The organism is Clostridium sp. UBA5988, from assembly GCF_002435615.1.
GTDB lineage: Bacteria > Bacillota > Clostridia > Clostridiales > Clostridiaceae > Clostridium_J > Clostridium_J sulfidigenes.
The window spans coordinates 23,778-37,279 of the sequence record NZ_DJBA01000069.1 but is presented as its reverse complement, the minus strand read 5'-3'; the positions used below and the strand labels follow the sequence as shown (position 1 = coordinate 37,279).

Genomic DNA, 13,502 nt, shown 5'->3' with positions numbered 1-13,502 from the left:
TACTAATATTTTACCATAAGTCTCTTATCTCTCAAAGTAAGGGACTTATTTTGTTTGCAATGAAAAAGAGCTGTGCACTATTTCTTAGTGCGACAGCCCCTTTATTAGAAATCTAAAATTGTATTTAAATAAATAATTGTAAAAAAGTTAAACATGTTTTTACAAGAATCAAAACTATGTTTATAATGTTTATAACTTTCTTTCTTTCTATTTAAAGAAATATTTTTAACAAAAATAGGTGCTAAATCATTAGTATCATTATTTACATAAGAAGAAAATCTGAAATAATTATCATCTAATAGGTCTTCTGCCTTACAAGAAAAATTCCTATATCTTTCAGGATTATCAAGACTAGGAGCTTCCGGCCACCTAAGTATAATTCCGGAGCTTACTACCTGTTTTTTATAAAGACCATGAATTTTAGAAGCGAGCTCTGTTTTTTCATTGTCACTTAATAAAGACTCTTGAATCATAAAGACATAAAGATATAGAATTATTTCATCTGAAGAAAATTTGTTTTCTTTTTCAGAAATGTCTTTTATAAAGATACCATCATCATTATTATATAATTTTTCTAGGTTATTAAAGATTTTAAAGGCTGCATCTTTAAAATGTGATAAATTGGTATTTTTATAAGTTAATATAGAGTTTATATAGCATAAACAAGAGATATCTATATTATCTCTAATTACAGAAGGTGGCATATGATTGATGTTTTCAATCATTAATTCAGAAAAATCCACTAGTAATTCCTTAGCTTTCTCTAGTTTTGAACATTCATAAAGAATATTGAAGGCTAAACATATTTTAACTAACTCATCGTGAGAAGTATTATATATTTCTTGTTTTAGACTTGAGAATAGATTCATTATATCTAGAGCAAAGGATTTAAAGTTTTCATTATTGTCTTCTGAAAGTGTAGCACATTTATAATATGCTGCCATAAGAAGAGCTTGTGTAGAAAATTTAAACTTCATATTCTTGTCTGTAAGAAAATATTCTTTTTGAAGAGGATCTGTAGAATCATATTTATCAACAAATACCCCCTCACTATTACGGCAATAAAGAGCAAAAAATTCTAATTGCTCAATGGATAGGTCAACATAGTATTTGCTAAGTTTATATTTATCCTCATCAACATCTTTAAATTTTCTATAATAGTCAGATAAGTACAGCAAACCAAGGGTCATATACCCATTAGCACATATGTTTATTTCTCTTTTAAACTTGCGGTGATTCCAAAGTAATTTATCTTTTTCTTTCAAAAGTTTTCCGTCGGCTTTTCTATATACACATAATAGTGGAGAAATAACGCTATTTGTGATATCATCATCATTAGGTAAAGGTTTAATTTTTAAGTTCGCATTTCTAGATATAATTCCACATCCAGAGTGTAGAACTATATGTCTAAGGGACTCTTTAGAAAAATGAAACAATTGACTTTTTATATTGTCATTGTTTAGTATGTTAATTCTTAAAAAAGGTCCTATATATCTCAAAATAACACCACCAGAATATTAGTTATATTTAATAATATGATATGAGAAGTGAAAATGTGCTAAAAACACAATAGTTTTTTTAGGTTAGGAGAATTTATATGAGGGTAGGAAAATTAAATTGGAATGAACTAAAGTACATAATAGATAACCATAAAGGGAAAGAGAGGAAGGAAGTAGAAGTATCTAACGGCATAGGAGAAGATTGTGCCATTATAAATTTTGGTAGTAATCAATGCGTAATTTCTACGGATCCTGTAACTGGTGCAGATGAAAACATAGGTAAAATTGCAGTTAACATTAACTGTAATGATATAGCTTCTTGTGGAGTCGAACCATTAGGAATCTTGGTTACCATACTAGCACCGCCAAAGACTACTATACAAGAATTACATGATCTTATGAAAGAAATTCATGAAGAAGCATGTAAAGTAAATGTTCAAATTATAGGTGGACATACTGAAATAACGGAAGCTGTTAATAAGATAGTGGTTTCGTGTACGGCTATTGGAAAAAGTAATGTTAATAGTGCTATTAGCACATCAGGAGCAAAAGTAGGGGATAGCATAATAGTTACTAAACAACTATGTCTTGAAGGAACTTCAATATTGGTTAATGATTATGAAGAGAGATGCAGGAGTATATTAACAGATGAAGAGATTGAAGAAGCAAGAGGTTATGTGGAGAGCATAAGTGTAGTGAAAGAAGGAAAAATAGGTGGAATAGCTAAAGCAACATCTATGCATGATATAACAGAAGGCGGAGTTTTAGGAGCATTGTGGGAAGTCGCTAATGCAAGTAATGTAGGATTTAAGGTTAATAAATCTAAGATGCCAATTACAGAAATTACAAGGAAAGTATGTAAAGAATTTAATATAGATCCATTAAGACTAATATCATCAGGTAGTATGCTTATAACTACTGATAATCCAGAAAAGTTGTTAAAATCTTTTGGCGATAATGGAATTAAGGCTACTGAAATAGGAGAAATAACTAAGAGTAAAGGTATAGTAATAGATGATAAAGAAATCAATGAAGTAACTCCGCCAGAAGCAGATGAGTTATTTAACATACATTAGACATTTAAGAAGGAGAATTTGTAATGAAAAGAGTAATAGTTGCTAGTAATAATCATCATAAAATTGTAGAAATAAAGGAGATTCTTAAAGAGTTTGATTTAGATGTAGTATCTTTAAAAGAAGCTGATATAAATATAGATGTAGAAGAAACAGGCACTACATTTATGGAAAATGCATACATAAAGGCTAAGGCAATTCATGAAATTTGTAAAGATGTACTTGTTTTATCTGATGATTCAGGATTATCAGTAGAAGTATTAAATGGAGCTCCTGGAATATATTCTGCTAGATATAGTGGTGAACATGGAAATTCAGTAGAAAATAATAAAAAGTTAATAAGAGAGTTAGAAGGTGTTCCTTTTAATGAACGAAAAGCAAAATTTATATGTGCTATGGTTTTAATAGTTAATGATAAAGATATTATCAAAGTTCAAGGTGAAGTAGAAGGTTTAATATTAGAGGAATACAAAGAGTGTGAAGGATTTGGATATGATCCTTTATTCTATGTACCAGAACTAAAGGCTACATTTAATGATGTACCTTCTAAAGTGAAAAATGCTATAAGTCATAGAGGAAATGCATTATCTAAGTTAACAGAAGAGATGAAAAAATATTTATAGTTTCCATATAATAATTTAACTTGTTATATATTTAAATAGTTCCATGTATAAATATATTTTTTTACATAGGGAACTATTTAAATTTCTTCCTTGTGTAGAGTATTAAGTTACATAATTTGCTAGTTGTATTTAAGTTTATTTTAATATAGGCAGAGAATTTAGTAGTAGCAATATAAGACGTTAGTATTCCTAAGGTATATAAGAGAAAAGAAGGTAAAATAAGGACTTGAAGAGAATTTACAATAAAAACTGTCAAAATTTAATTAAAAACTTCAAAAAAGGTGTTGACTAATTAAAGGGAAGTCTGTATAATAAATTTTGTCGTTAAGGTTATTAATCAAACGGCACTGATTAAGATATATCGGGGTGTGGCGCAGATGGGAGCGCGCGTGGTTTGGGACCATGAGGTCGCAGGTTCAATCCCTGTCACCCCGACCATTTTAAATTAAATATATGCGGGTGTAACTCAATGGTAGAGTGCTAGCCTTCCAAGCTAGTTACGAGGGTTCGATTCCCTTCACCCGCTCCAAAATATGCGTTTTTAGCTCAGCTGGATAGAGCAACGCCCTTCTAAGGCGTGGGCCAGGGGTTCGAATCCCTTAAGACGCACCATATATGGTGAATGTAGTTCAGTTGGTAGAGCACCAGATTGTGGTTCTGGTTGTCGTGGGTTCGAGTCCCATCGTTCACCCCATTAAATTTTGGGATATCGCCAAGCGGTAAGGCACCAGACTTTGACTCTGGCATTCGTAGGTTCAAATCCTGCTATCCCAGCCAGATGGTTCACTAGCTCAGTCGGTAGAGCACATGACTTTTAATCATGGTGTCCGGGGTTCGATCCCCCGGTGAGCCACCAAAAATGAAATATGCAGGTGTGGCGGAATTGGCAGACGCACTAGACTTAGGATCTAGCGCCTTAGGCGTGGGGGTTCGACTCCCTTCACCTGCACCAATCATAAAAATAAAAAATGCGGGAGTGGCTCAGTGGTAGAGCGTCACCTTGCCAAGGTGAACGTCGCGAGTTCGAATCTCGTCTTCCGCTCCAAATGCGGGTGTAACTCAATGGTAGAGTGCTAGCCTTCCAAGCTAGTTACGAGGGTTCGATTCCCTTCACCCGCTCCAAAATATGCGTCTTTAGCTCAGCTGGATAGAGCAACGCCCTTCTAAGGCGTGGGCCAGGGGTTCGAATCCCTTAAGACGCACCATATATCGGGGTGTGGCGCAGATGGGAGCGCGCGTGGTTTGGGACCATGAGGTCGCAGGTTCAATCCCTGTCACCCCGACCAATTTAAATTAAATATGTGCGGGTGTAACTCAATGGTAGAGTGCTAGCCTTCCAAGCTAGTTACGAGGGTTCGATTCCCTTCACCCGCTCCATTTTTTTGTTTTTTGAGAGGGATTTTATAAGGAATTCATATTTTATTTTTGCACCCATAGCTCAGCTGGATAGAGCGCTGGACTTCGAATCCATCGGTGGCAGGTTCAAATCCTGTTGGGTGTACCATGAATGTAGTGATGTCGATGATTTCAATAGATGAAATCGTTGATATCTTTTATTTTATTCTTAATTTATGATTAATGATGAAGTTTACTCAGAATTAATCATATTAGAGGAAATGGTAGAGTAAAAAAATAAAAAAATAAGCACTGATGAGTTAATAAATCAATAGTGCTTATTTTTTTTATTGAAAGTTATTTTTCAACTGTAATTTCCGTATTATGCTTATTTATCAAATAACAATATAAATTCTTAACGAGAATTTTAACAATGTTATATATAGGAACTGCAAGGAAGGCTGCGAAGAAACCTCCAAAGTATACACTTAAGGTAACTACTAAAATAGTTGTCAGTGGATGCATATTCAGTTGGTTACCCGTGATATTAGGGGTTATAACATTACCTTCTAACTGCTGAACAATAACTGTAAGAATTATTATTTTAATCACCATACCAAAGCCCATACTTAAGGATATAAGGATGGCTGGAATAATTCCAAGTATTACACCTAAGAAAGGAATAAAGGCAGTTATAAGAGAAAATAGAGATAGAACAAGAGCATTAGGCATTCCGATGATTACATAACCTATAAACATAAGAACTCCGATGACACAAGCAACCATAATCTGTGAAGTAATGTATTGTTTTAATACTGTATCAATTTCATGGAGTATTTTCAATATAATACTTTTAAATTTTCTTGGAAGAAAGGAAGTAAAAGCATTATATATTTTTTTGTCATCTTTAAGTATATAAAACATTATTATTGGTATTAAAATCATCTGAGCTACAAAATTACCTATAGAGCTAGCAAATACATATATGTTTTTGCTTATGTCTGTAAATGAATTTACTAAATAGTTAGCAGCTTTTTGAAGTAATTCACCAATATTTAAAAATTCATTAATTTGTGGAAATAAGTAGCTATATTTATCCGCTAAGGTCTGCACGGATTCGATAATAGCTATAGTTAAACTTTCACCTTGAGTAGCTATTATTGATGAAGAATATATAAGCATATATACAAGTAATACTATTATCAATAGTATTGAAAGGGCTGTAGCTATTCCACTTGATAGTTTTCTATTTTGAAGAAATCTTTTCACAGGTCTCACTAAATAGTAAAGAAAAATTGCTAAAACTATAGGTATAAACATGGCATTAAGAATTGTAGTTATAGGAGATAGTACAAAATTCATTTTACTGAAGAGTCCTATAGCCAATAGAATTAAATTTACTATTAGAAGAATTTGTATTATTTTAGTAAAGTTTTTATTTTTATTCATTTTTTCCTCCTTTAATTTAAATTTTAGAATAGTAAAGACTTTGAGATTTACTAAACTTTAATTGAGTTAATGCCATTATATGTAATAAGATAAAGGATTAAAAAAATACATGCTAGAAAATTAAAACTAGCATGTTAGTTTTCTAGTTTATTTAGTTGTGCAAGGTAGAAAGAATTTTAGGATATTCTTCATCTACAGCTCTAAATATTATAGAAAGCGTTTGGAAAACTAAATCTGCATCAAAGTTATCATTAAATGGTAGAGATACTTTTGCACTTATAATTTCATTATCCTCATAAAAGGATACATATTTATATGTAGAGTTTAATTCATTGAATAAAGCATATAACTTATATTTATCTTGAGCTTTAGATATAGAGGCTATATTAAAGCAGAAGATGTCAGCTAATGTATCATCATCTCTTAATGATATAACAGCTCTTCTATCTTGGCCACCTCCCAGAACTGGCTTAGTAACTCCGTTTATAGTGATCTTTTCAGGAAATGAAAAGATGGTAAATTCATCTACATTGAGTCCTTTGTTTAATGGAAGTCTATGTTCTTCTATATATTTTTCAAATTCTATAGCATTATTTCTCATACTATTTCCCCCTTGAATAAAATTTATATAAATATATTTTTTGAATATTATATATATTATAATGTATTAGTAATTATCTCATAAAAGAGATGGTTAGTAAATAGAATTGTATAACTTATAAGTATATGATTTAAATTATAGTTTATTACTAACCTGTGGATAAATCTGGGGATTATGTGGAAAAAAATGTAAAAGAATTAACAGGTTAAGAAATTTTACTCTTTTCACTCTGTTGAACTTTAGAAATTAAATAATCTTGAAGTTGACTACAAGTTTCTTTATCCATTTGATCTACACCATCTAGCCTATAGTCTATACCTAAACTCTCATACTTATTTACACCTAAAAGATGATAAGGTAATAATTCTATTTTATCTACATTAGGAATTTCTTCATTTATTATATTAGCTATTTTATCCATATGTTCTAAAGTATCTGTATAACCAGGAACTACCACATGCCTAACCCATACACGAGCTTTAGATTTTCTAAGAGCTGACAAGAATAAGTTAACATCTCGTGTATCCCTACCAGTAAGAGTTACATATCCATCACTATTAATATGTTTTACATCTAATAAAACTAGATCAGTATACTTTAATATTTCATCATAGTCACCGTGTCCATAGCCAGCAGTATCAATAGCTGTATGAATACCTAGTTCTTTGCATTTTTTTAATAATTCTAATAAAAATCCAGGTTGAACAAGAGGGTCTCCACCAGAGAATGTTACACCACCTCCAGAAGGTTGAAAATAGGGTTTAAATCTTATAATTTTATTTATAATTTCATCGGAAGTGACTTCCTTACCATCTTTTAAGTTCCAAGTATCTGGATTGTGGCAATAAGCACACCTTAATTTGCATCCTTGAAAAAATACTACAGTTCTTATACCAGGACCATCAACTAAGCCCATGCTTTCTATTGAGTGAATTCTACCAGTTTTCATTATAAAGCCTCCTTGCAATTTAAACTAAATAACATAATTAACTTTATACAAAAAATAAATTGAATAATTTCTCTATAAAATTAATTTAAGTTCCTTTCAAAATACTAAATATAGTAGAGATATCTAACTAAGACATCTCTACTATGTTGTTATAATTAATTCTTTTTATTCAAATTACATTGATGCATGGAAAGTTCTGTTAACAACATCTAATTGTTGCTCTCTTGTTAGTTTAATAAAGTTAACAGCATATCCAGAAACTCTTACAGTCAACTGAGGATATTTTTCTGGATGATCCATAGCATCTAATAAAGTTTCTCTATTAAATACATTTACATTTAAGTGATGAGCATTTTGTACAAAATATCCATCTAATAAGTTACTTAAGTTTGATATTCTGTTTTCAGAGCATTTTCCTAAAGCATCTGGAATAATTGAGAAAGTATTAGAAATACCATCTTGAGAATATTCATATGGTAATTTAGCTACAGAGTTTAGAGATGCTAAAGAACCGCTACTATCTCTTCCGTGCATAGGATTAGCACCAGGAGCAAATGGCTCACCAGCTTTTCGTCCGCAAGGTGTTGAACCGGTTTTTTTACCATAAACTACGTTTGAAGTTATAGTAAGTACTGATTGAGTGTGGTATGCATTTCTGTATGTTTTGTTCTTTTTAATCTTATTCATCATAGTTTCAACTAAGTATACTGCTATATCATCAACTCTATCATCATCATTTCCGTATTTAGGGAAGTCACCTTGGATTTCAAAGTCTACTGCTATTCCTTGTTCATTTCTAATAGGCTTAACTTTAGCATATTTAATTGCAGATAAAGAGTCTGCACATACTGAAAGTCCAGCTATACCACATGCCATTGTTCTAAATACATCTCTATCATGTAAAGCCATTTGTAAAGATTCATAAGAGTATTTATCATGCATATAGTGAATAACATTCAATGTGTTAACATAAAGTTTAGCTAACCATTCTACCATAACATCGAATTTTTCTATAACTTCATCATAGCTTAAGTATTCAGAAGTGATTTTTTCCATCTTAGGAGCAACTTGTACTCCAGATTTTTCATCTACACCACCATTTATAGTGTATAGTAAAGTCTTAGCTAAGTTTACTCTAGCTCCAAAGAATTGCATTTGTTTACCAACTTTCATAGCTGATACACAACAAGCTATAGCGTAGTCATCGCCCCAATAAGTTGTCATTAAATCGTCATTTTCATACTGAACAGAGCTTGTATCAATAGATACTTTTGAACAGAAATCTTTAAATCCTTGAGGTAATCTTGTTGACCACAGTACAGTTAAGTTTGGTTCAGGTGATGCTCCTAATGTATATAATGTATTAAGCATTCTGAAAGAGTTTTTAGTTACTAATGTTCTTCCATCTAATCCCATACCACCTATTACTTCAGTAACCCAAGTTGGATCTCCGGAGAATAGGTTGTTATAATCAGAAGTTCTTAAAAACTTTACTAATCTTAACTTCATTACAAAGTGATCTACCATTTCTTGAGCATCTTCTTCAGTAAGAATGCCATTATCTATATCTCTTTGAATATATATATCAATGAAAGTAGAAGTTCTACCAAGAGACATAGCAGCACCATTTTGTTGTTTTATTGCACCAAGATATCCAAAATATAACCATTGAATAGCTTCTTGAGCATTTTTAGCAGGAACTGATATGTCAAATCCATAACTAGCTGCCATTGTTTTTAACTCGTTAAGAGCCACTATCTGATCGGATAATTCTTCTCTTAATTGAATAACATCAGCATCTATAGTGCTAACTTCTAAGCTTTTCTTTTGTTGAATTTTATCTTCTATTAATATATCTATACCATATAAAGCAACTCTTCTATAGTCACCTATGATTCTACCTCTTCCATAAGCATCTGGTAAACCTGTTACTATACCATACTTTCTAGCTAATTTCATTTCATCTGTATAAGCATCAAAAACTCCTTGATTATGAGTTTTACGATGTTTTGAGAATATTTCAGAAATCAAAGGATCGATTTCGTATCCATAAGATTTAGCTGCGGTTTCAGCCATTCTTATTCCACCTTGAGGCATAACAGCTCTTTTAAGTGGAGCGTCAGTTTGAACACCAACAATTTTTTCAAGATTCTTATCTATATACCCTGGGTTATATGCATCTATTTTAGATATAGTTTTAGTATCAACATCTAAAACGCCACCGTTTTCTATTTCTTTTTTAAATAATTCGCTTACTTCATTCCACAATTTGTTTGTAGCTTCTGTAGCACCTGTTAAAAATGATGCATCACCTTCATATGGAGTATAGTTAGTTTGAATGAAGTCTCTTACATTAACTTCTCTTTTCCAAGTTTTACCATTAAAGCCATTCCATTGAGTAAACATATATAATCCTCCTAAAAAATAATTTTTAATAAAATTAAAGTATAAAACAGATGTAGTTTATTTGTTTTATGTACTAAAATTATTAATTAATAATTTGAATTTAAATTTAATTTTATCTCCATCTGTTATAATTGTACAACTATAACAGATGAAAAACAACAGTTTTTTTTATGGAGATAAAAGATTAAAAATTTGAAAAATTCAAACAAGTAAAGGATTAAATTTGCGAAATTTAGTAAAAAAGATAATTGCAAGGAGACATTTAACAATTTTCATTAAAGGTTAATTTGAAGATGAATATAACAGTTTAAATGAAATTTTGAAACAGAGAGAAGTTAATTTGTTGTAAAATACAATTTCATATATTAAAGTAATACAGCAATGATAAATGGAAACATAAAACAAAAAATAAAGATGGTTAATATAATTAAATAAATTAATTGTAAATTTAAATTGATTTGGTATAAAAAAATGTTAATTTATAATAAGTTGAGTTATAATAAGTTATGACAATATAATTATTAATCAAAATGTATAGTGAAATAATAAAGTTAACTATGGAGGTAAAAGCTGTGAGGAAAAAGCCAAGTATGTTTAGTAAGGATTATCGCAGACAGTTAAAGCTGAGGCGTATAAAATATATGATTATATTTTTGATTATAATAATGGTTATTGGGATAACTGGATTAGTTTTTACTAATAGAGAAGGAATAGTGGCTATAAAAAACTTTTTTATTAAAGAAAGTACAGAGGACAATAACCATAAATCAGAAGAAAATAAGAATAAAACTGAAGAAAATTCTGAAGAGGAAAGCGTTGTAGAGGAAAAGTCTACTAAAACCTATTCAGATGTAGTTCTTAAATCAGGAAAAAAAGTTACTATTAATTATGAAGAAAAAGATCAAGTTAAGAAAATCAACACAATTGATTCAGATTCACAAGTTAAATGTAGTATAGCTCCATCACAAGAAATGATTTTAATTTTAGACAAAGAAGCTCAAGATATGTATATTTTAAATAGTAACGAGAAACTAATAAACATTACCAATGAACAGTACGTATCAACTACTAATGAAGTATTTAACAAGGAAAACGTATTAAAATATAATCCTTCTTATAAATGGGTTGAAAGTGCACAATTTATTGACAATACACATATTGCATATTCTAGTAGCTTGCCTTGGATAAATAACAGTGATGATAAGTATTTGTGGATATATAATATGGAGAGTAATACCCATAGGGGATTTTATAATGTAAAAGGAAAAACTTTTGAAGTGGGACAAATAACAGATAAGGGTCTTACTATATCTTTAGATAATAAGGAAATAGTTGTGGATAAAGATGGTAAAATAGTTGAATAAATATATCATGGGAAAAAGTATTGTACATAATAATAGTATTATTGTATAATTTATTAGGTAATATTTAATTTATTATCATAAATTTAGAGAATGATGATGTATCTGACTAACAGTTAAATAATGAAATGTACTATTTACTTTACTAAATTTATGTTATAATTTTAAGAAATACAGAGTTGGGAATATTAGGAGGAAGAAATAATGAACGTTAAAATGGAGAAGCTAGAAAAAAACGTTGTTAAATTTGAAGTAACAATAGGAGCAGATAAATTTGCAGAAGCTGTTAAAAAATCTTATGCAAAAAATGCGAAAAAATTCAATGTGCCTGGATTTAGAAAAGGTAAGGCTCCAATGAATATAATTAAACAATACTATGGTGAAGGTGCATTATATGAAGATGCTATAAACTACATATATGAAACTACTTATCCAGAAGTATTAGCAGAAAATAATATAAATCCAGTAGATTATCCATCAATTGATATTGTTCAAATTGGTGAAGGTAAGGAATTTATATATACTGCGTCAGTACCAGTAGTACCAGAAGTTGAATTAGGTGCTTACAAGGGAATAGAAGCAAAGAAAGAAGTAGTAGAAGTTACAGATGAGGATGTAGAAAATAAATTAAAAGAATTACAAGCTCAAAATACAAGAGTAGAAGTTAAAGAGGGAGCTGTTGAAAAAGGTGATATAGCTGTTATAGACTTCAAAGGTTATGTAGATGAAGTTGCTTTTGAAGGCGGAGAAGCTAAAGATTACGAATTAGAAATAGGTTCAGGTAGCTTTATTGATAACTTTGAAGATCAATTAGTTGGATTAACAGCGGGAGAGTCTAAAGACGTAAATGTTAATTTCCCAGAACAATATGGAAAAGAAGATTTAAATGGAAAACCAGCTAAATTTGAGGTAACAGTTAAATCTGTTAAGAAAAAAGAATTACCAGAGATAACTGATGAATTCGCTAGCGAGGTTTCTGAATTTGAAACTTTAGAGGAACTTAGAAATAATATAAGAGAAGAATTAGTAAAAGCTAACGATTTAAAAGCAATTAATGACTATGAAATGGCTGTTATAGAAACTGTAGTAGCTAATGCTAATGTGGAAATTCCAGATGCTATGGTAAATAGAGAATTAGATGGAATGCTACAAGATTTAGAAAATAGATTAAAGTATCAAGGTTTAGATATAGAAAGTTACTTCAAGTTTACAAATACTTCAGAAGCTGACTTTAGAGAACAAATGAAAGATATAGCAACTAAAAATGTTAAAAACGAATTAGTATTAAGTGAAATTGCTAAAGCTGAGAAAATTGAAGCATCAGAAGATGAGATAAGAGAAAAAGCTACAGAGATTGCTAGCAAGTATGGTGAAGCTGAGAAATTGGAAGAAACTGTTGATAGATTAGTTCAAGTTCAAAGAGAATACCTTGGAACTCAAATAGTAAATGAAAAAATTAAGAACATGATAATGGAAAATAGCAAAACTATTTAAGTTAATTAATAATTGCCAGTATATACTGGCAATTATTTTAAATAAAATAGGTTAAAATAATTTTAATGAGGATATAATAGTAAATATTCTAATATATTTACAATAGTAAGGAGGTTGTAATTATGAGTTATATACCAATGGTTGTAGAGCAAACTGGTAAGGGCGAGCGATCCTATGATATATATTCTAGATTATTAAAAGAAAGAATTATTTTTTTATCTGATGAAGTAAATGATGTTACTGCTAGTTTAATTGTAGCACAACTTTTATTTTTAGAGTCAGAGGATCCAGATAAGGATATATATCTATATATAAATAGCCCTGGTGGTTCAATAACTTCTGGAATGGCAATTTATGATACGATGAACTATATAAAGCCGGAGGTTTCTACGATTTGTGTAGGAATGGCTGCATCTATGGGAGCTTTTTTACTTGCAGCAGGACAAAAGGGAAAAAGATATGCGCTTCCTAACAGTGAGATAATGATACATCAGCCGTTAGGTGGATTTAAAGGTCAAGCAACTGACATTGATATTCATGCTAAAAGAATATTAAAGATAAAAGAAACTCTTAATGAAATATTAAGTGAAAGAACAGGCAAGCCTTTAGATAAAATAAAACAAGATGTTGAAAGAGATTATTTTATGTCCGCGGATGAAGCTAAGGAATATGGATTAGTAGATGAAGTAATTGTTAAAAAGAAATAGCTTTA

Annotated in this window: 10 protein-coding genes and 13 tRNA genes; 18 read left to right on the top strand and 5 right to left on the bottom strand. The window is 30.4% G+C overall.

The genetic code is table 11. The annotated features are described in order from the left end of the window. Positions 1-104 precede the first annotated feature (104 nt). Positions 105-1,499, bottom strand: coding sequence for a hypothetical protein (locus B3J31_RS15125; protein WP_035135234.1), 1,395 nt, complete (start codon positions 1,497-1,499; stop codon positions 105-107). 98 nt (positions 1,500-1,597) lie between these two features. On the opposite strand from B3J31_RS15125, the gene B3J31_RS15120 reads away from it, so the two are divergent. The 15 genes from B3J31_RS15120 (at position 1,598) to B3J31_RS15050 (ending at position 4,699) form a co-directional block, all read left to right on the top strand. After that, on the top strand, positions 1,598-2,575 hold the full coding sequence (locus B3J31_RS15120; RefSeq protein ID WP_346867105.1) for an AIR synthase family protein: 978 nt from the start codon (positions 1,598-1,600) through the stop codon (positions 2,573-2,575). Between the two features lie 23 nt (positions 2,576-2,598). Next, entirely contained in the window at positions 2,599-3,195 is a 597-nt protein-coding gene (locus tag B3J31_RS15115) for an XTP/dITP diphosphatase (protein WP_346867104.1), read from the top strand. Positions 3,196-3,557: 362 nt separating this feature from the next. Beyond that, a tRNA-Pro gene (locus B3J31_RS15110) sits at positions 3,558-3,633 on the top strand. A gap of 17 nt (positions 3,634-3,650) precedes the next feature. Continuing rightward, positions 3,651-3,724 (top strand) — tRNA-Gly (locus tag B3J31_RS15105). A 6-nt stretch (positions 3,725-3,730) separates the two neighbouring features. Then, positions 3,731-3,807: transfer RNA gene (locus B3J31_RS15100), tRNA-Arg, on the top strand. Between the two features lie 6 nt (positions 3,808-3,813). Then, a tRNA-His gene (locus B3J31_RS15095) sits at positions 3,814-3,889 on the top strand. Positions 3,890-3,897: 8 nt separating this feature from the next. Further along, positions 3,898-3,972: transfer RNA gene (locus B3J31_RS15090), tRNA-Gln, on the top strand. Positions 3,973-3,975: 3 nt separating this feature from the next. Continuing rightward, a tRNA-Lys gene (locus tag B3J31_RS15085) sits at positions 3,976-4,051 on the top strand. A gap of 12 nt (positions 4,052-4,063) precedes the next feature. Further along, a tRNA-Leu gene (locus B3J31_RS15080) sits at positions 4,064-4,147 on the top strand. Positions 4,148-4,165: 18 nt separating this feature from the next. Further along, positions 4,166-4,240 (top strand) — tRNA-Gly (locus tag B3J31_RS15075). A gap of 3 nt (positions 4,241-4,243) precedes the next feature. Next, positions 4,244-4,317: transfer RNA gene (locus B3J31_RS15070), tRNA-Gly, on the top strand. Between the two features lie 6 nt (positions 4,318-4,323). Further along, positions 4,324-4,400, top strand: a tRNA-Arg gene (locus B3J31_RS15065). 5 nt (positions 4,401-4,405) lie between these two features. Beyond that, positions 4,406-4,481: transfer RNA gene (locus tag B3J31_RS15060), tRNA-Pro, on the top strand. 17 nt (positions 4,482-4,498) lie between these two features. After that, positions 4,499-4,572, top strand: a tRNA-Gly gene (locus B3J31_RS15055). A 50-nt stretch (positions 4,573-4,622) separates the two neighbouring features. Continuing rightward, positions 4,623-4,699, top strand: a tRNA-Arg gene (locus B3J31_RS15050). Between the two features lie 188 nt (positions 4,700-4,887). On the opposite strand, the gene B3J31_RS15045 is transcribed toward B3J31_RS15050, so the two are convergent. The 4 genes from B3J31_RS15045 to pflB form a co-directional block, all read right to left on the bottom strand. Beyond that, positions 4,888-5,979, bottom strand: coding sequence for an AI-2E family transporter (locus B3J31_RS15045; RefSeq protein ID WP_346867103.1), 1,092 nt, complete (start codon positions 5,977-5,979; stop codon positions 4,888-4,890). A 151-nt stretch (positions 5,980-6,130) separates the two neighbouring features. Beyond that, on the bottom strand, positions 6,131-6,580 hold the full coding sequence (locus B3J31_RS15040) for a YbjN domain-containing protein (RefSeq protein WP_150844417.1): 450 nt from the start codon (positions 6,578-6,580) through the stop codon (positions 6,131-6,133). 205 nt (positions 6,581-6,785) lie between these two features. Continuing rightward, a complete protein-coding gene (gene pflA / locus B3J31_RS15035; RefSeq protein ID WP_150844418.1) occupies positions 6,786-7,529 on the bottom strand; it encodes a pyruvate formate-lyase-activating protein in 744 nt (247 codons plus the stop codon). Positions 7,530-7,703: 174 nt separating this feature from the next. Further along, positions 7,704-9,935, bottom strand: coding sequence for a formate C-acetyltransferase (gene pflB, locus B3J31_RS15030; RefSeq protein ID WP_346867102.1), 2,232 nt, complete (start codon positions 9,933-9,935; stop codon positions 7,704-7,706). A gap of 572 nt (positions 9,936-10,507) precedes the next feature. Here pflB and B3J31_RS15025 point away from each other — a divergent pair. The 3 genes from B3J31_RS15025 (at position 10,508) to clpP (ending at position 13,497) form a co-directional block, all read left to right on the top strand. After that, positions 10,508-11,299 (top strand): hypothetical protein, encoded by a 792-nt coding sequence (locus B3J31_RS15025; protein ID WP_035135662.1) that lies wholly within the window; start codon positions 10,508-10,510, stop codon positions 11,297-11,299. A gap of 201 nt (positions 11,300-11,500) precedes the next feature. Beyond that, a complete protein-coding gene (gene tig, locus B3J31_RS15020; protein WP_150844421.1) occupies positions 11,501-12,790 on the top strand; it encodes a trigger factor in 1,290 nt (429 codons plus the stop codon). 122 nt (positions 12,791-12,912) lie between these two features. After that, the gene (clpP, locus tag B3J31_RS15015; protein WP_035135664.1) at positions 12,913-13,497 is read left to right on the top strand and encodes an ATP-dependent Clp endopeptidase proteolytic subunit ClpP; all 585 of its coding nucleotides are present in this window, start codon (positions 12,913-12,915) and stop codon (positions 13,495-13,497) included. Positions 13,498-13,502 lie beyond the last annotated feature (5 nt).